This is a genomic window from Dongia sp. (genome assembly GCF_041910485.1).
GTDB lineage: Bacteria > Pseudomonadota > Alphaproteobacteria > Dongiales > Dongiaceae > Dongia.
In genome coordinates this window covers 1-18,552 of the sequence record NZ_JAYRQR010000019.1, presented here as the reverse complement: position 1 = coordinate 18,552, position 18,552 = coordinate 1, and the positions used below count along the sequence as shown (strand labels likewise).

Genomic DNA, 18,552 nt, shown 5'->3' with positions numbered 1-18,552 from the left:
TCATTATGTGGTGTTCGCGGGCAGGGGGTGTCGCGCCGGGCGCGGGTCCGAAATGGATCGCGCGCCGCGGGCATCGACCGTTGTAACCACAGTCTCATCCGGGTCCTTGAAGATGAAAGTCCTCGTCGCTGTTAAGCGGGTGATCGACGCCAATGTGAAGGTCCGCGTCAAAGCGGACGGCACGGGTGTCGAAACCCAGAACGTCAAGATGTCCATGAACCCCTTCTGCGAAATCGCGACCGAGGAGGCCGTGCGCCTCAAGGAAGCCGGCAAGGCGACGGAGATCGTTGCCGTGTCGCTCGGCAACGCGCAGTGCGCCGAAACCATCCGCACGGCGCTGGCCATGGGTGCCGATCGCGGCGTCCATGTGCAGACCGATGTCGAGTTGCAGCCGCTCGCCGTGGCGAAACTCCTCAAGGCCGTGATCGACAAGGAGCAGCCGGGCCTGGTGATCGTCGGCAAGCAGGCGATCGACGATGACAGCAACCAGACCGGCCAGATGCTCTCGGCGCTGCTGGGCTGGCCGCAGGCGACCTTCGCCTCGAAGCTGGTGATCAACGACAACGGCACCGCCAATGTGACGCGCGAAGTCGATGGCGGCCTCGAGACCGTCGAGGTCAAGACGCCCTTCGTCATGACCACCGATCTGCGCCTCAACGAGCCGCGCTATGCGTCGCTGCCGAACATCATGAAGGCGAAGAAGAAGCCCATTGATGTGCTGACCCCTGAGCAGCTCAGCGTCGATCCGACCCCGCGTCTAAAGACCGTCAAGGTCACCGAGCCGCCGAAGCGTTCGGCCGGCATCAAGGTGGCTTCGGTCGCCGAGCTGGTCGACAAGCTGAAGAACGAAGCCAAAGTCATCTAAGGGGTCATGTCCATGAGCATTCTTGTCCTTGCCGAGCATGACAACGCGTCGCTGAAGTCGGCGACCCTCCATGCCGTCACCGCTGCCCAGAAGATCGGCGGCGAAATCCATATCCTCGTCGCCGGTGCCGGTGCCCAGGGTGCCGCCGATGCCGCCGCCAAGGTTGCCGGCGTCGCCAAAGTGCTGCTGGCCGATGACGCTATCTATGGCCATGCCTTGGCCGAGAACGTCGCCAAGCTGATCGTCAGCCTGGCCCCGTCCTACAGCCACATCCTGGCGGCTGCGACCGTCAACGGGAAGAACATCCTGCCGCGCGCTTCGGCTCTCCTCGACGTGCAGCAGATTTCGGAAATCTCGGCCGTCGACAGCGCCGATACCTTCACGCGTCCGACCTATGCCGGCAACGCGCTGACCACGGTGCAGTCCTCGGACAAGATCAAGGTGATCACGGTCCGTGCGACCGCGTTCGACGCCGTTGCCGCCGAAGGCGGTTCTGCCGCGATCGAAAAGGTGGCTTCGGCCGGCGATGCGGGCTTGTCCAAGTTCCTCGGCCAGGAAGTGCAGAAGACGGAACGCCCCGAGCTCACCTCGGCGCGCATCGTCGTCTCGGGTGGCCGCGGCATGCAGTCGGGCGACAATTTCAAGATGCTCGAGGAAGTGGCCGACAAGCTCGGCGCCGCCGTCGGTGCGTCGCGCGCCGCCGTCGATGCGGGCTTCGTGCCGAACGATTACCAGGTCGGGCAGACCGGCAAGATCGTGGCGCCGGAGCTTTATGTCGCCGTCGGTATCTCGGGCGCCATCCAGCATCTGGCCGGCATGAAGGACAGCAAGGTCATCGTCGCCATCAACAAGGACGAAGACGCGCCGATCTTCCAGGTGGCCGATTACGGTCTGGTCGCCGACCTGTTCCAGGCAGTGCCGGAACTGGCCAAAGAACTCGGTAAGTAAGCCCAAGGACAAACCGGACACGCGGCCCGCTGCACCAAAACAGCGGGCCGCAATGTTCCGGGAGACAGAAAAAGAAGAGGTCAGAACGTGACGATCGAAACAGTCGGCATCATCGGTGCAGGTCAAATGGGCAACGGCATCGCCCATGTGAGTTCGCTGGCAAAGCTCGACGTCATCCTGGTCGACAACAATCCGGCGCAGCTCGATAAAGCGCTGGCGACGATCCGCAACAATATGAACCGCCAGGTCAAGCGCGGTCTTATCACGCAGGCCGACGAAGACAGCGCAATCAAGCGCATCAAGACGTCGCAGAATCTCGCCGATCTCAACCCCGCCGATATCGTGATCGAAGCGGCGACGGAAAAGGAAGAGATCAAGAAGGAAATCATGCGGGCCGTCTGCCCGCATCTCAAGGCCGAGACGCTGCTGGCTTCCAACACCTCGTCGATCTCCATCACGCGCCTTGCAGCCGCCACCGACCGGCCGCAGAAGTTCATCGGCATGCACTTCATGAACCCGGTGCCGCTGATGAAGCTGGTCGAGCTCATCCGGGGTCTCGCCACCGATGACGAGACGTTCAACCGGGTGCGCGACCTTGCCGAGAAGCTCGGCAAGACGACGGCCACCTCGGAAGATTTCCCGGCCTTCATCGTCAACCGCATCCTGCTGCCGATGATCAACGAGGCGGTCTATACGCTTTATGAAGGTGTCGGCAATGTCGAGGCGATCGACGTTGCGATGCGGCTTGGCGCCAATCATCCGATGGGCCCGCTGGAACTTGCGGACTTCATCGGCCTCGACGTGTGCCTTGCGGTCATGCAGGTGCTCTATGAGGGGCTCGCCGACAGCAAGTATCGCCCGTGCCCGCTGCTGGTGAAGTATGTCGAAGCCGGCTGGTACGGACGCAAGGCCGGGCGCGGCTTCTACGATTACAGCGGCGAGACGCCGGTTCCGACGCGCTGACCGCATGACGGCCGCGGAGCGGTCCCACGATGGCTGACGGCGCCGGGCGCGCTGAAACGGCCGGGTCGGACCGCCGCGCGCCGCTCTTCATCCTCAGTCTTCTGGTTGTGGTGAGCTGGAGCATCCTGCTCTATCGCCAGAGCCTCTCGATCCTCAACGAAGATGTGGTCTGGTTCCTGACGGCCGCCGGCCGCCTCCTCGACGGCGGCCGCTTCGGTGCCGATGTGGTCGAGGTCAACACGCCCATCGCCGTTCTCATTCACGCCCCGGCCGTGCTCATGACACGCTGGTTCGGCCTCTCCATGGCGGGCGGGCACATGGCGGCCGTGACGCTGATGGCTGCTGCTGTCGCCTTGCTGTGCGGCGCCATGCTGCGGCCGCACCTCGGCGGTCGCGCCGTTCTGTGGCTGGGGCCGCTCGCGCAGGCGCTGTTTGCCGCCTTCATGCTGCAGATCTTCCAATTCGGGCAGCGCGACTGCCTGGCCGGATTGTTTTTGCTGCCGGCGATTGTTCTTGAAGCCGCGCGCGCGGGGCGGCAGCCACCCTGCCGCCTTGGATCGATCGCCACCGGTTTGGCGACTGCCTTGGCGCTCGGCATCAAGCCGCATTACCTGTTGGTGCCGGGGGTGCTGTGGTTGTGGCGCTGTGGGCGCGAGGGGTGGGGCACGGCGCTGCGCGCCCCGGATATCTGGGCGGCCATCCTCTTTGCATTGCTGCTGGGCGGCGGGGCGCTGCTCCTCTGCCCCGAATGGCTCGGGGTCGCCGCCGAGGCCTGGCGCTATTACGCCTATCTCAATCTCAGCTACGGCACGCTCATTGCCGATCTGATGCGGGAGCGCTGGCCGCTTCTTGCCCTGTCGGTCTTGGTACTGATGGGTTGGTGGCGCCTGCCCAAGGATGCACTGTTCAGTCCGCTGCTCGCGGCGCTGCTGCTGGCATGGCCCGGGCTTCTCGCCGGGTATCTTCTGCAGGCGAAGGGCTTTGCCTATCATCTGGTGCCGTTCGAGATGAGCGTGGAACTGGCGGCCCTGGTCATTGCCATCATGATCCTGCGGCGCGGACGGGAGCCGGGCGTTGCTGTGGTCGTGTCGATCGTGCTGGCACTGGCGGCGGGCCTCATGGCCTGGTCGGCGCGGGGGCCGATGCAGTTCTTCAATGCGGATACCATGCGCCGCAACGAAGTGGTCATGACCATCCTTGCCGAGGATCGGGGCGGCGGCATGGCGGTCCTGGATACCGGCACCATGCCGGCGATCTATGCCACGCAATTCTTCGGCACGCGCATCGCCTATCGGGCGCAATGCCCGTGGCTGCTGCGGCCGATGTCGCGGGCCGCCCTCCAGGGCGATGCGGCACTCAAGGCGGCGGCGCAGGCCGACATGGCATCGCTCACCCAAGGGCTGGTCGCGGATCTGGCGCAATTCAAGCCCGATGTCGTGCTGGTCAATCCGGCGCCGCAGCTCGCCGATGGCAGCAGCATCCTCGGCTTCCTCGCGCGCGACGCGGAATTCGCGGCACTATGGTCGCACTATCGGGAAATCGGCCAGGCACCCTGGGGCGGCAAGGCGCTCGTCATCTACGCGCGGGCGAGCCGATAGGGGTGCCGTCAGCCTGCGGGCTTGGCGTCGAGATATTTCCGCAGTTCCGCCTTGATGTCGTCTGTCACCCAATTGGTGGCGCCGATATAGGCCGCGACCACCTTGCCGTCGCGGTCGAGCACATAGGTGGTGGGCAGGGCCGAGCCTTTGAGCGCCTGAAACAGGTCGCTCATGCGGTCGGTATAGACTTTGAGATGCTTGATCCCGGCCTTGCGGAAGAAGGGCGCCGCCTTCTTGATGCCGTCTCGGTCGAGGCTCACCGCCACCACGTCGAGCCCCTCGGACCCAAGTTCGGCCTGCAGCGCGTCGAGGGTCGGCATTTCGGCGATGCAGGGGGCGCACCAGGACGCCCAGAAATTGAGCACCACGACGCGGCCCTTGAAATCGGCCAGCGTCACCTTGGTCCCGAGGGCGTCCTCGAAACCCTCATTGGGCGTTGGCAGGGGCGGATCGAACCGGCTAAAGTCGCCCAGTTTCGGGGAAACGCTGTCGGCAAGGGCGGCATTTCCCAGAACCAGCGCGCACAGCAAGCCCAAAAAGGCGGTCTTTTTCAATAACATGAGTACCCAGAGCAAAAAATCCGCCAGCCCGGCGACCGAGGTTGATGCCAACGCCATGTGGGGCGGCCGCTTTGCCGCCGGCCCGGCAGCGATCATGCAGCAGATTAATGCCTCCATCGGCGTCGACAAGCGCCTATATGGCGAGGATATCCAGGGCTCGCTCGCCCATGCCGCGATGCTGGCGAAGCAGGGCATCATTGCCGAGGCGGACGCCGCGGCGATCGTCCAGGGTCTCGGCCAGGTGAAAGCCGAGATCGAGGCCGGGACCTTCGAATTCAAGGTGGCGCTTGAGGACATTCACATGAATGTCGAGCAGCGCCTCAAGGAACTGATCGGCGAGCCGGCCGGGCGCCTCCATACCGCGCGCTCGCGCAACGACCAGGTGGCGACCGATTTCAAGCTGTGGGTGCGCCGCGCCTGCGACGAGGTCGCCGCCGAGACGCGCGCGCTGGTCGCGGCCCTCATCGACCGCGCCGAGCAAGAAGCGGCGACGGTGATGCCGGGCTATACGCATCTGCAGCCGGCCCAGCCCGTGACCTTCGGCCACCATCTCCTTGCCTATGTCGAGATGTTCGGCCGCGACATGGGGCGCCTAGCGGACGCCAGGAAGCGCCTCAACGAATGTCCGCTGGGGGCAGCGGCCCTCGCCGGCACGACCTTTCCGATCGACCGGCAGATGACGGCAAAGGCTTTGGGCTTCGACCGGCCGACGGCGAACTCGCTCGACTCCGTCTCCGACCGCGATTTCGCGCTGGAATATCTCTCGGCCCTTTCCATTCTGTCGGTCCATCTCTCGCGCCTCGCTGAGGAGATCGTCATCTGGATGAGCGAAGGCTTCCGCTTCATCACGCTTTCCGACGCCTTCACCACCGGCTCCTCGATCATGCCGCAGAAGAAGAACCCGGATGCGGCCGAGCTGGTGCGCGCCAAGGCCGGCGAGGTGATCGGCCTCATGGTGCAGCTGCTCATCATCCTGAAGGGCCTGGCGCTCACCTACGGCAAGGACATGCAGGACGACAAGGCGCCGACCTTTGCCGCCACCGACACGGTGCTGCTGTCGCTCGCTGCCATGACCGGCATGATCCGCGACTTGAAAGCCAACCACGAAAAGATGCGCGCGGCCTGCGAGCGCGGCTTCCTGACGGCGACGGATCTGGCCGACTGGCTGGTGAAGGAACTGGGTCTGCCCTTCCGCGAGGCGCATCACGTCACCGGTACGCTGGTGAAGCGCGCCGAGGACCAGGGGAAGGGTCTCGGCGACCTCAGCCTTGCTGAGATGCAGGCGGTGGAGCCGCGCATCAACGACAAGGTCTATCCGGTCCTCAAGGTCGAAAATTCCGTGGCCGGCCGCAAAAGCGAGGGCGGCACCGCGCCGGACAATGTCCGCGCCGCCGCCAAGGCCGCGCGGGCGCGTTTTCTGGGAGAGCGTTGATATGAAGATGTCGAAAATTTCGGTCCTGGCCCTGGCTGCGGCCTTGACGCTGATGGCGGGCGTTTCCGCCTGCGGGCGCAACGGTGTCCCGCAATTGCCCAAGGAGGTCCACAAGGACCAGTATCCATCCCAGTATCCGCAGACGCCCAAGACACAGACCGGCGTCTTCAGCGGCTGACCGCCTTTCTCCAGAAAGCAGATTATGAGCCATTTCCACTATGAGAACGGCGAGTTTTATGCCGAAGGCGTGCCCTTGAGCCGCATCGCGGCCGCCGTCGGCACCCCGTTCTATTGCTATTCAACCGCCAAGCTCACCGACAATTTCCGCAACTTCGAGGCGGCCTTGGGCGGCCTCAACGCCAAGCTCTATTATTCGTGCAAGGCCAATTCCAACCAGGCCGTGATCCGCACCCTGGCCGCACTCGGCGCCGGCGCCGACGTCGTGTCGGTGGGCGAGATGTACCGCGCGCTCAAGGCCGGCATCCCGGCGGGTGAGATCGTGTTTGCGGGTGTCGGCAAGACCAAGCATGAAATGGCCGAGGCGCTGAAGGCCGGCATCTATCAGTTCAATGTCGAATCTCCCGGCGAACTCCGTTTCCTCAACGAGGTGGCGCTGTCGCTCGGCAAGCGCGCCCCCGTGGCGCTTCGCATCAACCCGGACGTCGATGCCAAGACCCATGCCAAGATCTCGACCGGCAAGTCGGAGAACAAGTTCGGCATCGACATCGACCACGCGCCGGACATCTATGCGGAAGCAGCAAACCTGCCGGGTATCGAGGTGAAGGGGCTGGCTTGCCATATCGGCTCGCAGCTCACCGACATTGCGCCATTCAAGCATGCCTTCCAGAAGATGGCTGATCTGGTGAAGGCGCTGCGCCTCAAAGGGCACAAGGTTGAGCGCGTCGATTTGGGCGGCGGTGTCGGCATCACCTATCGTGACGAGCAGATCATCGGCTTTGCCGACTATACCAATGCCGTGGCCGAGAATTTCGGCAATCTCGGCCTGAAGCTCGAAGCGGAGCCGGGCCGCGCCATCGTCGGCAATGCCGGCATCCTGGTGACGCGGGTGATCAACGTGAAGGAAGGGGTGAGCCGCAATTTCGTCATCGTCGATGCCGCGATGAACGATCTCATCCGCCCGACGCTCTATGACGCCTATCACCAGATCCAGCCCGTGCGCCAGCCGGCGGATGATGCGCCGGTGACGCGCGTCGACGTGGTGGGGCCGATCTGCGAGACCGGCGACCAGTTCGCCGAGCAGCGGCCGCTGCCGCCGCTGTTGCCCGACGATCTCGTCGTCTTCCGCGAAGCCGGTGCCTATGGCGCCGTCATGTCCTCGACCTACAATACGAGGCCGCTGCTGCCCGAAGTGCTGGTGAAAGGCGATCAATTCGAGGTGGTTAGGGAGCGTCAAACTTATGACGCAATCATCGGTCAAGACAGGATCCCCAACTGGCTGTAAAATCGGCCGGGTACAGACGGAGGATTGATGGCGCGACGCCCGGTTCTCGGTGACGACAAGGTGCCGGTGGTGAAGCTGCCCGACGGCCTGCCGCTCCGTGTCCGGGCGATGGGCGTCGCCGCTTGGCTGGTGCTGTTGGCCGAGCGCGTCTGGGCGGCGCTGACGCCGGCACTCATTGTCTTCGCCCTGGCCTTGGCGCTGGCTTGGTCCGGCTTCCCGCGGGCGGCTGGGGTCTGGGCCCATGTCGCCTTGCTGATCCTTGCCGCCGGTTCCTTCCTCTATGCCGTGTGGGTTGGCTGGCGGCCGTTCCGTTTGCCCAATTGGCGGGAGGCCCTGCGCCGCCTGGAGCGCGACAGCGGATTGGCGCACCGCCCGCTCAGCCATATCGACGATGCCCAGGTCAGCAACCTCATCGACCCGGCATCGAGCAGCCTGTGGCAGCGCCACCGCGCGCGCCTGCTGCAATCGATCGGCAATCTCGACCTCAAGTTCCCGGACAGCGGCCTCACGGCGCGCGATCCGTTCGCGCTGCGCCAGCTGGCGCTCCTGCTCGCCATCGTCGCCTTTTTCGGCGCAAGCGAGGCTTGGCTGCGGCGCCTCGATCAGGCGTTGGTCCCCAATTTTTCCGGCGTCAGCGATGCCGACCAGGTGACAATCGAAGCATGGATTACGCCGCCTGACTATACCGGCCTGCCGCCGGCGAGCCTCAGCCGGGCACAAGCTCCATCTGGCGAGGGCGCGCTCAAAGTGCCGATGGGATCGCGGTTGCTGGTCCAGGCGCAGGGCCTGCCGACGAGCGGTTTCGGCGGCCCGGCAAGCCTTGTCGCCAATGACGACCAGCAGGCGTTCGAGGCGCTGGACGCGACGACCCAGCGGGCGGAAACGGTCCTCAAGATCGGCGATCGGATCGCGGTGAAGTCGGGCCTGTCGACGGAAGCCGAATGGCCGATCGAAATCGTCCCCGATATGGCGCCGAGTGCGACCTTCGGCGGCAATCCCGGCGTCACCGATCGCGGCGTGTTGCGCCTCGGCTACAGTGCCAGCGACGATTATGGCGTCAACGATTTGCGCCTCGTGATGAGCCGCAATGGGCAGGATTTCGAGTTCAAGCTGCCCTTGGCGCAAGCAGGTGTCGATGAGAGCGGTCAGCACATCGCACAAGGCGGCAGCTTCCAGGATTTCACGGCGCATGCCTGGGCGGGGCTCGATGTCGAGCTGCGCCTGGTTGCCCGCGATGCCATGGGACAGATCGGCGCTTCGGCGCCGCTCGCCCTCACGCTGCCGGAGCGGAAGTTTTACCATCCGATCGCACGGGCCATCATCGAGCTTCGGAAGCGCGTCGCCTCCGACTGGCAATTCCACGGCTCGGTCGCGCGCGAGTTGATGGCGCTGAAGGCCCAGCCGGAGACCTATGAGGATCGCATCGTTGCCTTCATGGGCATGGATTTTGCGGCCAGGCGCCTGATGGCCGACGGTTTTGCGCCGTCCGATCTGCCGCCGGTCCTGCAGCTGATGTGGGACACGGCGGTCGATCTGGAAGACGGCGGCACGTCATTGGCGTTGAGCGAGTTCCGCCGACTGCAGCAGGAGTTGCAGGCGGCCATCGATCGCGGCGCCTCGGACGAGGAGATCGAGCAGCTGATGAATCAGCTGCAGGAGGCGATGAACCGCTACATGCAGGAGCTGCAGCAGCAGGTGCAGCGGGCGATGGAAAGCGGACAGCCGATGCGCCAGCTTTCCCAGAACGGCATCAAGCTGTCGCAGCGCGATCTCAACCAGATGCTGGAAGACGCCCGCAACATGATGCGGTCGGGCGCCAAGGATTCGGCCAAGCAGATGCTGGAAAACCTGCAGCGCATGATGGAAAACCTGCAGGCAGGCGTCATGCCGCCGGTGAGCCCGGAAGGCCGCGCGCAACAGGAACTCAGCAGTGAGCTTGGCCGCCTGATGCAGCGCCAACAGAAGCTGCTGGAGGAAAGCTATAACGCCCAGCGCGGGCAGCAGCCCGGTGAAGAAGGCATGGGCGAGGGCGAGATGCAGCAGGGCCAGGGCCAAGACGGGGGCCAAGGCGACGGCATGCCGGGCGATGGCGGCAACGGGCAGGCGGCCGGTTCAGGGGCGATGGGGCAGGAACAACTGCGCCGCGACCTCGGCAATCTCATGCAGCGCTTTGGGAACCTGCTGGGCGACCTGCCGCAAGGGTTGGGCGAGGCGGAGCAATCGATGCGCGGTGCCGTCGACAATCTGAAGGATCAGGATTTCGGCGGCGCCGCTGAAAACCAGAACAACGCATTGAGCCAATTGCAGCAGGGTCTGCAGGCCGCGCAAGAAATGATGCAACGTCAAGCCGGGCAGTTGCCGGGGCGCGGCTCGCGCGACCGCATGGACCCGATGGGCCGACCGGTCGATGATGATGGCCCCGGCGCCAATGCCGTCGACAGTTCAAGGTTGGATCTGGGCATCGACAAGGATGCCCAACAGCGCGCGCGTGAAATCTTCGACGAGCTGCGCCAGCGTCGCAACGACCCCAGCCGCCCCAAGCCGGAACGCGACTATCTCGACCGCCTGCTGAAGCAGTTCTGAGTCGGGCGCTATCTGGTGCCGCCACCCGCGGTGTCGCGCTTTTCCCGGGCCTTTGCGCGGCTCTCCTTGCGCAATGGCCGCCCGACGGGACAGATCTCCTGGACGAAACCGGCGAGAGTGTTGACCAAATTGTCACTGACAAGGCTGTAGTGGATGAACTGGCCTTGTCGTTCGGACCGGATGAGTCCGGCATTCTCGAGAATGCTGAGATGCTTCGAGATGGATGGCTTTGAAATGTCGAAGCGTTCCGCGATCTCGCCAGCGGTGAGATCAGTCGCCGAAAGATAGGCTAGCACCTTGCGCCGGACCTGCGAGGAAAGCGCTTCGAAGACCTTGTCCATACTCACCGCCAATCTTTTTTGATTTAGCTAGTTGACTAAATAACGAAGTGTCGTTAGCTTCATATTTAGCTCATTGACTAATTAACGAAATATCTAGCATGGTGGAATGGAGGAAGCAATGATGATCGTGACCTATGCCGTCTATATTGCTGTCAGTTTGGCGATCACCGTCTGGGTGGGCCGCACTTTGAACCGCAACGGCCGAGTCTTTCTGTTGGAAAATTTCGAGGGGCGCGAGGCGCTGGCCGATTCCATCAATCATTTGCTGCTTATCGGCTTCTATCTGGTCAATATCGGCTTCGTCTCGCTGGCGTTGCGATACGGCAAGAAGCCCGATGACGTCGTCGGCGCTGTCGAGTTTCTGAGCACGAAGATCGGTCTGGTTGTTGTGGTGCTTGGCGGGATGCACTTCTTCAACATGCATATGCTCGTCAAATTTCGCCATTCGCGACTGTTCTTGGCAGTGGCAGGATCATCGCGCGAGGCGGCGGATGTCGGCGAGCCGCAACTGCAACCCCAGCTTTGGGCCTGAGAATGTCCCCGAATGCCCTGCAGTCTTGCCTCGGTGTTGATTTCACGCGCCTGCTGCCTTTGGTGCAGCAGGCACATCTTGGCCACATCGAGCTTCGTGGTCATGTCGACGTCGCGCGCGGTAACGGGCTGGGTGGGTTCCTAGCCGGAATTCTAGGCATGCCTGCTACCAACCCAGTATGCCCGATGACCGTTCAGGGTGATCATCTCAATGATCGGATGATCTGGCGGCGTTCATTCGACGGCAGATGTCTAGAGAGCCAGTTTGTTCTGGAAGGCAACCATCTGATCGAGATGATGGGGCCCCTCAAGCTCAAATTGCGGCCGAGTGCCGTGGCGGGCAGGCTTCACTATGAACTTGATGCCACCCATGTCGGGCCATTGCGCCTGCCGCGTGGCCTCGGGCCAACGCTCAGGGCCTGGGAGGGCGAGGCTGATGGATTGTATGAGTTCGAGGTGGATATCGGCCTACCACTTATCGGCCGCCTAGTCCGCTACGCGGGGCGGCTTCAACTCGTCAAAGGCGGATAATTACATCCGCTGTGACGAGAGGGCGTCGTCGACGGCGCTGCATATCTGCTGCAGGCTGAACGGCTTGGTGATGATCTCGGTGACGGGCCCCTGTTGATTGCGCACGCCGTCGGCGCGTTCACGCGCCTCTGCAAAGCCGGTCATCATGAGGACGGTCATGCGCGGGTTGATACGCGATGCGGTTTCGGCGAGGGCCAGGCCATCAAGGCCGGGCATCACGATATCGGTCAGCATCAAATCGTAGGTCTGGGCCTTCAGCGCGGCAATTGCCGCATCGCCGTCGCCGACGGCAGTCACTTCATGGCCACGATGGGTGAGGGCACGGGTTACGAAGGCGCGGACCGATTCATCATCTTCGGCCAACAGGATTGCGGACACAGTGTTTTCAACCCTTCTGGTTCTCAAGGAAGCGCGCGCCGACATGCCAGACATCAATCACCAAAATTGTTCACTCTTGCCCACAATCGGTCCGGCCATTCTGGCGTCCCGTCGATCCTGCGCCGCTTCAACGTTTGTTGCCGATCCGGGTTCCCAAGATCGATCGCGCGCGCAGTGCAATGTTCTCGTCTCCGGGTAAGGCTAGGTGAAAACAGTTAAGATTTGGTATGACAGGCAGCGTTCCGTTCGACCTGATTTCAGCCCTGGATCGTGGCTAAATTATGGCTGTTTATCAGCCGGATAAGGGCGTCTTGCCACACCGCCGCAAGAGCGCGCGCGGTGGGCAAAATCGTTCATGAACCCTTACCGTCCCGTATGATCCGTCTGGCTCAATCGGCCTGAAACTCGATTCGCAGGGTCTTGGTGCCCTTGGGCAGCGAATCCATGAAGGTGCGGAACGTGATGGTCTCGCCCGGTTCGATCGTTTCCTGCTCCAGCTGGAACGGGAAGGCGCCACCCACCTGCTGGCGGTCCTTGTCGAGGGCCTTGATCACAAAGATCGGCAGCTTGACGGGGAATTCGGACTTGTTGAAGACGTCCGCCTGAACCGAATAGACGGTCTTGCCGTCCTCGTCGCGACGGTTGAAGACCAGATTGGCGGTTTCAAGGTCTTCAGCCGGGCTGCTGGTCGATATGCCCATGAGACCATAGACCATGTCGAGTGCCGGCACGGCGCGGGCGATTTCGGCCCGGAAGACGAAAGCACCGCCGAGGCCCAGCAACATGCCGGCAAGCACGATATAGATCGGGCGGATGCTGATGCGGCGCTTTGGCATCATGGGGCGCAGCTTCGGCGGCACCGTGATCGGCCCCGTCGGGCGTTGTGGCGACCTGGGGCGCGGTGGCGCCGACGGAATCTCGATGGCCGGTGCGTCGGTCGCAGCCGCCGGGGCAGCGGGCGGTGCTTCGGGCGCCGAAGGGGACGGTTCAGGTTGGGGTGCCGCGTCGAACCGTTCGGCTATTTCCGCCGGTGTTCCTTCGGGATTCTCAAGCTTAGGCGGCAATTGCTTCCATTTGTGGCCGCATTTCGCACAGCGCACACTGCGCCCGGCTTCGCCGAGCAAAGCTGCGTCCAATGAGAACCGGGTGGCACAGGCCGGGCAGGAGACAATCACTGATTCGTCCGCTCGATCGATATCCTCAATCCTTATAGGTCACCGGGATGCGGCCCGACAAGTAGATGCGACCCCAAAGGCTGCGCTGGGGCCCCGGCAAGGGACTGAAAAAACGATCTTCTTTCCCCGAGTCGCGGCCTGCCCATCAGCTTTACGAAGCCGAAGCCGGTGTGCCATGTTAACCCTCGTCTTGCGCTGCGGTCGGGCAGCGCCTGTCTGACGGGCGCTGCGGGCCAATCGGGGCCAGCTGGGATTTAGTCACGTGGTATTATTCGATCAGGTCTCGGTCCAGTACGGTACCGGCCCGCAGGTCCTCAAGGACATCAGCTTCACCCTGGCGCCGGGCTCGTTCCATTTCCTGGTCGGCCGGTCGGGTGCGGGGAAATCGTCACTCCTGAAGCTCATGTATCTGGGACTCCGGCCGACGAGCGGCATCGTCAACCTGTTCGGTCGCGACGTCGCCACCTTGGCGCGGGCCGACTATCCGTCGATCCGGCGCCGGGTCGGCGTGGTGTTCCAGGATTTCCGCCTCATCGAGCATCTTTCGGCCCTCGACAATGTGGCTCTGCCGCTGCGTGTCGCCGGGGTGCGGGAAGCCGATATCCGGCGCCATTGCAGCGAACTGCTGAGCTGGGTGGGATTGGCCGATCAGCTCAATGCGCTGCCCGCCACCTTGTCAGGAGGGCAGCAGCAGCGCGTCGCCATCGCCCGCGCCGTGATCGCGCGACCCAATCTGCTCTTGGCCGACGAGCCCACGGGCAATGTCGATGATGTGATCGGCCTCAGGCTGATGTACCTCTTTGAAGAGCTCAACAAGCTCGGCACCACCGTGGTCGTCGCCACGCACAATGACGCGCTGGTGAGCCGCTTCACGCACCGGCAGTTGCGGCTTGAACAAGGAACCGTCCGGATTTTCGATCCTGCCGCCGCTCAAGTGGCACCGCTGGGCGGGGTGCAGTGATGCTGGGCTTGCGCACGGACCTGCCGCTCGACCGCGATGCCGCGGCCCGATTTCTGCCTTGGATTCTGGGCTTCATGGTCTATCTGGCGGCCCTTGCCGTCGGCAGCGCCCTGGTCGTCGACCGGCTGTCGGCCGAATGGCAGAGCGGCCTCACCGGCAATCTGACGGTCGAGGTGCCGTTCACGGACGATGTCGGGGTCGCTGCCCGGTCGGAGATCCTCGACAAGGTCATCGACATCTTGAGCGCGACGCCGGGCGTGGCAGGAACCACCCTGCTTGACGACCGTGAGATCGCGCGCCTTTTGGAGCCGTGGCTGGGACCCGAAGCGAGCGAGCTCGATATTCCGCTACCGGCCATGATCGCCGTAACACTGCGTGACGATGCGGCGATCGATTCCGCGCAACTGCAGGCCGATCTGGCCGCGGCGGCGCCGGGGGCCAGGGTCGACACGCATGCCGACTGGATCGACGATGCGCTGGGTTTCCTGCGCGGGCTGAAATTGCTGGCGCTGCTGCTGACGCTGCTCGTCCTCGGCGCCACGGCACTGACCATCGTCTTCGTGACGCGGACGGGCCTCTCCATCCACCGCAACGTCATTGAGATCGTGCATCTTATCGGGGCGCCGGACGCCTATATCGCCGGGCAGTTCCAGGCACAATCGCTGCGGCTGGGGCTCATCGGTGGGATTGTCGGCACGCTGCTGGCGGCGGGTACGCTGATCGGTGCCGACCATCTGCTGGGCCTCGCATCGCCGAGTCTCGAATCGTCGGGCCTTGCCAATGCTGAAGGGGCTGCCGGCAGCCTCGTGCTGGATCTGCGGCTCCTTCCCTGGCAATGGGCGGTCCTTGCCCTGTTGCCGGTTGCCACTGCCCTCATCGCCATGGTGACGGCCCGCTGGACCGTTTTGCGGTCGCTGGCGCGCTTCCTCTGAAACTGCTAGATAGGGCGCGCCATGGGGGTTAACCGTATCAATTTCCGCGATCCGCAAGCGCAGCGCGAAGGGCTGGGGCGCAAGCTCGTGCACCTGTTGCTGCTGGCTGCCTTTTTGTGGCTGGTGGGATTCCTCGGCTTCATCGGCTTCATTCCGCGTGTCGTGACGGACGGGGAGACCAAGACCGATGCCATCGTCGTGCTGACTGGTGGCGGCGACCGCTTGGCGGAAGGCTTCCGCCTCCTTGATGCTGGCGTGAGCCCGCGCATGCTGATCACCGGCGTCGCCCAGGGTGTCAGCCTGCAGCAGGTGATCGCCGGGATGAGCAGCGACAAGAGCGTCATCCCGTCGGCTGAAAACCTCGCTTGCTGTGTGACGCTCGGCTATGAGGCGGGGAACACGGTCGGCAACGCGGTCGAGACGGCGCAATGGGTGCGTGACAACAAGGTAAGCTCGGTTCGCCTCGTCACGGCCAATTACCACATGAAGCGCAGCCAGCTTGAATTCCACCGCGCTCTGCCCGGCATCGCGATTATCCCGCACCCGGTCTTCCCGAAAGAAGTCCAGGATAATTGGTGGTTCGTGAAGCCGCGCATTTTGATCCTGCTCGGCGGCGAGTATCATAAATTCGTCGGTGCCTGGGGACGGGCCGTGATCCAGGACGGCGTGCGCTGGCTGAGCGGCGTCGGCGAGCGGCCCGATTGGTGGCCGCAGATCGATTGGCCGGATATCAGCTGGCCAGATCTTCATCTGCCAGACTGGAAATGGCCCGACTGGTTGCCAAAGCCCTGACGGAGCGGGCCCATGATTGCGATCCGCGCGCTGATCTTCAACATTCTCTACCTGGCCTGGTCGACGGCCATGCACATCATTTGCCTGCCGCTGCTGCTGGCACCGGCATCGGCCATCCTGTGTGCCGCACGCATCTGGATCGGCGGGGCGCTGTGGCTGCTCAAGGTCTGCGTCGGACTGGGCGCGCGTGAGGTCGGGGCGGAAAACCTGCCCCATGAACCGGTACTCTTTGCGGTCAAGCACCAATCGGCGTGGGAGACGCTCTATCTCTCGAAAAGACTGGGCAATCCAGCCTTCATCCTCAAGAAGGAATTGCTGCTGATCCCGGTCTTTGGCTGGTTTCTGGCACGCAGCGGTATGATCGCCATCGACCGCAGCGGCAAGGCCGCCGCCTTGAAGAAGATGGTGGCAGACGCCAAGGCGACCTTCGCCAAAGGCCGGCCCGTGGTGATCTTTCCCGAAGGGACCCGCGTCGCGCCGGGCCAAGCCAAGCCCTATCAGCCGGGCATTGCCGCGCTCTATGCGCAGCTCGGCGTGCCGGTCGTGCCCGTGGCACTCAATTCCGGCCTCTTCTGGGGGCGCAAAGCGGTGCTGAAGAAGCCCGGCACCATCACCATCGAATACCTGCCGCCCATTCAACCGGGCCTCGACCGCAAGACGTTCATGCGGGAGTTGGAAAGCCGTATCGAGGGTGCCGCGAACAGGCTTGCCGCTCAGTCCTAACTGCCCTTGCGCATCACCAGGCGGGACCAGCTGATATCGCTGCGGTTGAGTTCATCGCGCGTGCCGTCGCGGCGGAAGACTTCCATGAGGCCGAACGGTGCCGCCAGGGCCAGCGTTTCATCGATGCTGATATCGAACATGCGCCGGCCGGGCGGGACGGGGCCGTGGCGCAGGGAGATCGAAAGATAGCCGCCGGGTGCCACGAGTGCTGCAACATTCGGCATTGCCGCCCGGCGTTCACCCTCATCGAGATGCATCCAGACGGCGGTCAGCATGACGATGGCGAACGTCTCGCCCCGCGCACGGACGCGGGCGAGGTCAGGCAGGGCATCGTCCATCCATTCGATGCGCGCATCGGGATGAAGCCGTTCGCCATGCGCGCGCATCTCCGGCGTGGGTTCGACCGCCAGAACATCGTGGCCGCGCGCGGCAAAGCCACCGGCGTCTCGCCCTGTGCCGGCGCCGATGTCGAGCACCTTGCCGGAAGTCGGCAGCAGCTTCAGAACACCCTTGTGCGCGTCCTCGAAGGTGAAGCTCGCATAGCGGACCGCAAGCTCGTCCGCCTCGGCGGCGTATCCTTGCGTGCCGGGAACCTTGTTCATCGCTGGTCCAGTTTGAACTCGATGCGGCGGTTCTTGGTGTAGGCTTCGTCATTGTCCGCCGGATCGAGCGGGCGGAACTCGGCATAGCCTGCCGTTACCATCCGCTCGGCGGGAAGGCCACGGCTGATGAGATACTTGGCGACGGCGACGGCGCGCGCGGTGGAGAGCTCCCAGTTCGACGGGAATTGTGCCGTGGCGATGGGGCGCTTGTCGGTATGGCCATCGATGCGCAGCACCCAGTCGAGATCCTTCGGGATATCCATCGAGAGCAGGATGAGCGTCGTCGCCAGATCGTCGAGCTGCGCCTTGCCGGCATCGCCCAGAACGGCGGAGCCGCTGTCGAACAGCACTTCCGATTGGAAGACGAAACGGTCGCCGACGATGCGGATATCCTCGCGATTCCCCAGAACCTCGCGCAGGCGGCCGAAGAATTCGGAACGATAGCGCGCCAGTTCCTCGACCTTGGAGGCAAGGGCCGCATTGAGCCGGTTGCCGAGGTCGACGATCTGGACTTCCTGGTCCTTGGCCTTCTGCTCCGAAGCGTCGAGCGCCTGGGTGATGCGCGACAGTTCCTCACGCAAGGCCAGCATTTGTTTGTTCAGCAGCTCGACCTGCATCTGCGCTTCGTCGGTGATCTTCTTCTTCTCGGCATCCGAGCCCAGGACTTTCTGCTGCAGATCGTCCTTGAGGCTCTCAAGGGCCGCGATATCGGAAAGGAGGGCCGTGATGCGCTGGCGATCGGCGTCGATGGTTTGATAGGCCTCGGCAAGCTTCTTGGCCTGATCCTCGTTGAGGGCCGCCTGCTTGTTCGCAGCGTCGCGCTCGCCGATCACCACATTGAGCTGGTTCTTCAGTTCGTCGCGCTCGGCCGTCGAACTCGACAGCTCGACCGACATCTGCGACAGCTGGCTTTTGAGGTCCTCGGCGTTCTTCTTTTCCATCGCCAGCATGTTGGCGATTTCGGAGATTTGCGCGCTGAGCTTGGCGAGTGCGTCGTCCTTGCCGGAGAGAGCGAGGCTCAGGAACATCTGCGAGGTGACGAACACCAACAGCACGAAGACGATGACCATGAGCAGGGTCGACAGAACGTCGACATAGCCCGGCCATGCCTCCATCGGGCGTTGGCGGCGGCGTGCCACGGATCAGCGCTCCGTGCCGGCGGCGACGGCGATGGT

The 18,552-nt window shown here is 63.6% G+C and carries 20 protein-coding genes; 14 read left to right on the top strand and 6 right to left on the bottom strand.

Annotation, left to right across the window (positions count from 1 at the left end):
• Positions 1-112: 112 nt before the first annotated feature.
• The 4 genes from ACE3PP_RS06040 (at position 113) to ACE3PP_RS06025 (ending at position 4,374) form a co-directional block, all read left to right on the top strand.
• Positions 113-865: an electron transfer flavoprotein subunit beta/FixA family protein gene (locus ACE3PP_RS06040; RefSeq protein ID WP_374379173.1), complete on the top strand. Its 753-nt coding sequence runs from the start codon at positions 113-115 to the stop codon at positions 863-865.
• A 12-nt stretch (positions 866-877) separates the two neighbouring features.
• Positions 878-1,813: an FAD-binding protein gene (locus ACE3PP_RS06035; RefSeq protein WP_374379171.1), complete on the top strand. Its 936-nt coding sequence runs from the start codon at positions 878-880 to the stop codon at positions 1,811-1,813.
• A gap of 87 nt (positions 1,814-1,900) precedes the next feature.
• The gene (locus ACE3PP_RS06030; RefSeq protein ID WP_374379169.1) at positions 1,901-2,776 is read left to right on the top strand and encodes a 3-hydroxybutyryl-CoA dehydrogenase; all 876 of its coding nucleotides are present in this window, start codon (positions 1,901-1,903) and stop codon (positions 2,774-2,776) included.
• A 29-nt stretch (positions 2,777-2,805) separates the two neighbouring features.
• Positions 2,806-4,374 (top strand): hypothetical protein, encoded by a 1,569-nt coding sequence (locus tag ACE3PP_RS06025; protein ID WP_374379166.1) that lies wholly within the window; start codon positions 2,806-2,808, stop codon positions 4,372-4,374.
• A gap of 8 nt (positions 4,375-4,382) precedes the next feature.
• Here ACE3PP_RS06025 and ACE3PP_RS06020 read toward each other — a convergent pair whose 3' ends face one another.
• Complete coding sequence (locus ACE3PP_RS06020; RefSeq protein ID WP_374379163.1) at positions 4,383-4,934, bottom strand: TlpA family protein disulfide reductase; 552 nt, start codon at positions 4,932-4,934, stop codon at positions 4,383-4,385.
• Here ACE3PP_RS06020 and argH point away from each other — a divergent pair.
• From argH to ACE3PP_RS06000, 4 genes are read left to right on the top strand one after another with little or no spacing between them, the layout of a single operon-like run.
• Positions 4,933-6,366 (top strand): argininosuccinate lyase, encoded by a 1,434-nt coding sequence (gene argH / locus ACE3PP_RS06015; RefSeq protein ID WP_374379160.1) that lies wholly within the window; start codon positions 4,933-4,935, stop codon positions 6,364-6,366. The genes ACE3PP_RS06020 and argH overlap by 2 nt on opposite strands.
• 1 nt (position 6,367) lies before the next feature.
• Positions 6,368-6,544 carry a hypothetical protein gene (locus tag ACE3PP_RS06010; RefSeq protein WP_374379157.1) on the top strand — a complete coding sequence of 59 codons (177 nt, stop codon included), beginning with the start codon at positions 6,368-6,370 and terminating at the stop codon, positions 6,542-6,544.
• A gap of 24 nt (positions 6,545-6,568) precedes the next feature.
• Entirely contained in the window at positions 6,569-7,828 is a 1,260-nt protein-coding gene (lysA, locus tag ACE3PP_RS06005) for a diaminopimelate decarboxylase (RefSeq protein WP_374379154.1), read from the top strand.
• 27 nt (positions 7,829-7,855) lie between these two features.
• Entirely contained in the window at positions 7,856-10,411 is a 2,556-nt protein-coding gene (locus ACE3PP_RS06000) for a TIGR02302 family protein (RefSeq protein ID WP_374379151.1), read from the top strand.
• 8 nt (positions 10,412-10,419) lie between these two features.
• On the opposite strand, the gene ACE3PP_RS05995 is transcribed toward ACE3PP_RS06000, so the two are convergent.
• Positions 10,420-10,752, bottom strand: coding sequence for a metalloregulator ArsR/SmtB family transcription factor (locus ACE3PP_RS05995; RefSeq protein WP_374379253.1), 333 nt, complete (start codon positions 10,750-10,752; stop codon positions 10,420-10,422).
• A gap of 127 nt (positions 10,753-10,879) precedes the next feature.
• Between ACE3PP_RS05995 and ACE3PP_RS05990 the strand changes: the two genes are divergently transcribed.
• Together ACE3PP_RS05990 and ACE3PP_RS05985 are read left to right on the top strand one after the other, a co-directional pair.
• The gene (locus ACE3PP_RS05990; RefSeq protein ID WP_374379149.1) at positions 10,880-11,284 is read left to right on the top strand and encodes a hypothetical protein; all 405 of its coding nucleotides are present in this window, start codon (positions 10,880-10,882) and stop codon (positions 11,282-11,284) included.
• Positions 11,285-11,286: 2 nt separating this feature from the next.
• The gene (locus tag ACE3PP_RS05985; RefSeq protein WP_374379146.1) at positions 11,287-11,814 is read left to right on the top strand and encodes a DUF4166 domain-containing protein; all 528 of its coding nucleotides are present in this window, start codon (positions 11,287-11,289) and stop codon (positions 11,812-11,814) included.
• On the opposite strand, the gene ACE3PP_RS05980 is transcribed toward ACE3PP_RS05985, so the two are convergent.
• Entirely contained in the window at positions 11,815-12,192 is a 378-nt protein-coding gene (locus tag ACE3PP_RS05980) for a response regulator (RefSeq protein WP_374379143.1), read from the bottom strand.
• A gap of 389 nt (positions 12,193-12,581) precedes the next feature.
• The gene (locus ACE3PP_RS05975) at positions 12,582-13,367 is read right to left on the bottom strand and encodes a zinc-ribbon domain-containing protein (protein WP_374379140.1); all 786 of its coding nucleotides are present in this window, start codon (positions 13,365-13,367) and stop codon (positions 12,582-12,584) included.
• A gap of 262 nt (positions 13,368-13,629) precedes the next feature.
• Between ACE3PP_RS05975 and ftsE the strand changes: the two genes are divergently transcribed.
• Genes ftsE through ACE3PP_RS05955 form a run of 4 tightly spaced genes read left to right on the top strand, consistent with a single transcriptional unit; the run spans position 13,630 to position 16,775 of the window.
• Positions 13,630-14,328: a cell division ATP-binding protein FtsE gene (ftsE, locus tag ACE3PP_RS05970; protein WP_374379137.1), complete on the top strand. Its 699-nt coding sequence runs from the start codon at positions 13,630-13,632 to the stop codon at positions 14,326-14,328.
• A complete protein-coding gene (locus tag ACE3PP_RS05965; RefSeq protein ID WP_374379134.1) occupies positions 14,328-15,260 on the top strand; it encodes a cell division protein FtsX in 933 nt (310 codons plus the stop codon). Before ftsE ends, ACE3PP_RS05965 begins: the two co-directional genes overlap by 1 nt.
• A 21-nt stretch (positions 15,261-15,281) precedes the next feature.
• Positions 15,282-16,052, top strand: coding sequence for a YdcF family protein (locus ACE3PP_RS05960; RefSeq protein WP_374379131.1), 771 nt, complete (start codon positions 15,282-15,284; stop codon positions 16,050-16,052).
• 12 nt (positions 16,053-16,064) lie between these two features.
• Entirely contained in the window at positions 16,065-16,775 is a 711-nt protein-coding gene (locus ACE3PP_RS05955; RefSeq protein WP_374379128.1) for a lysophospholipid acyltransferase family protein, read from the top strand.
• On the opposite strand, the gene ACE3PP_RS05950 is transcribed toward ACE3PP_RS05955, so the two are convergent.
• Both ACE3PP_RS05950 and ACE3PP_RS05945 read right to left on the bottom strand, forming a co-directional pair.
• Positions 16,772-17,377 (bottom strand): class I SAM-dependent methyltransferase, encoded by a 606-nt coding sequence (locus ACE3PP_RS05950; protein WP_374379125.1) that lies wholly within the window; start codon positions 17,375-17,377, stop codon positions 16,772-16,774. The genes ACE3PP_RS05955 and ACE3PP_RS05950 overlap by 4 nt on opposite strands.
• Positions 17,374-18,516 carry a peptidoglycan -binding protein gene (locus ACE3PP_RS05945; RefSeq protein WP_374379122.1) on the bottom strand — a complete coding sequence of 381 codons (1,143 nt, stop codon included), beginning with the start codon at positions 18,514-18,516 and terminating at the stop codon, positions 17,374-17,376. Before ACE3PP_RS05945 ends, ACE3PP_RS05950 begins: the two co-directional genes overlap by 4 nt.
• Positions 18,517-18,552 lie beyond the last annotated feature (36 nt).

Coding starts and splice junctions, on each gene's coding strand:
- ACE3PP_RS06040 (WP_374379173.1), top strand. CDS start 113: ATGAAAGTCCTCGTCGCTGTTAAGCGGGTGATCGACGCCAATGTGAAG.
- ACE3PP_RS06035 (WP_374379171.1), top strand. CDS start 878: ATGAGCATTCTTGTCCTTGCCGAGCATGACAACGCGTCGCTGAAGTCG.
- ACE3PP_RS06025 (WP_374379166.1), top strand. CDS start 2,806: ATGGCTGACGGCGCCGGGCGCGCTGAAACGGCCGGGTCGGACCGCCGC.
- argH (WP_374379160.1), top strand. CDS start 4,933: ATGAGTACCCAGAGCAAAAAATCCGCCAGCCCGGCGACCGAGGTTGAT.
- ACE3PP_RS06020 (WP_374379163.1), bottom strand. CDS start 4,934: ATGTTATTGAAAAAGACCGCCTTTTTGGGCTTGCTGTGCGCGCTGGTT.
- ACE3PP_RS06010 (WP_374379157.1), top strand. CDS start 6,368: ATGAAGATGTCGAAAATTTCGGTCCTGGCCCTGGCTGCGGCCTTGACG.
- lysA (WP_374379154.1), top strand. CDS start 6,569: ATGAGCCATTTCCACTATGAGAACGGCGAGTTTTATGCCGAAGGCGTG.
- ACE3PP_RS06000 (WP_374379151.1), top strand. CDS start 7,856: ATGGCGCGACGCCCGGTTCTCGGTGACGACAAGGTGCCGGTGGTGAAG.
- ACE3PP_RS05995 (WP_374379253.1), bottom strand. CDS start 10,752: ATGGACAAGGTCTTCGAAGCGCTTTCCTCGCAGGTCCGGCGCAAGGTG.
- ACE3PP_RS05985 (WP_374379146.1), top strand. CDS start 11,287: ATGTCCCCGAATGCCCTGCAGTCTTGCCTCGGTGTTGATTTCACGCGC.
- ACE3PP_RS05965 (WP_374379134.1), top strand. CDS start 14,328: ATGCTGGGCTTGCGCACGGACCTGCCGCTCGACCGCGATGCCGCGGCC.
- ACE3PP_RS05960 (WP_374379131.1), top strand. CDS start 15,282: ATGGGGGTTAACCGTATCAATTTCCGCGATCCGCAAGCGCAGCGCGAA.
- ACE3PP_RS05955 (WP_374379128.1), top strand. CDS start 16,065: ATGATTGCGATCCGCGCGCTGATCTTCAACATTCTCTACCTGGCCTGG.
- ACE3PP_RS05950 (WP_374379125.1), bottom strand. CDS start 17,377: ATGAACAAGGTTCCCGGCACGCAAGGATACGCCGCCGAGGCGGACGAG.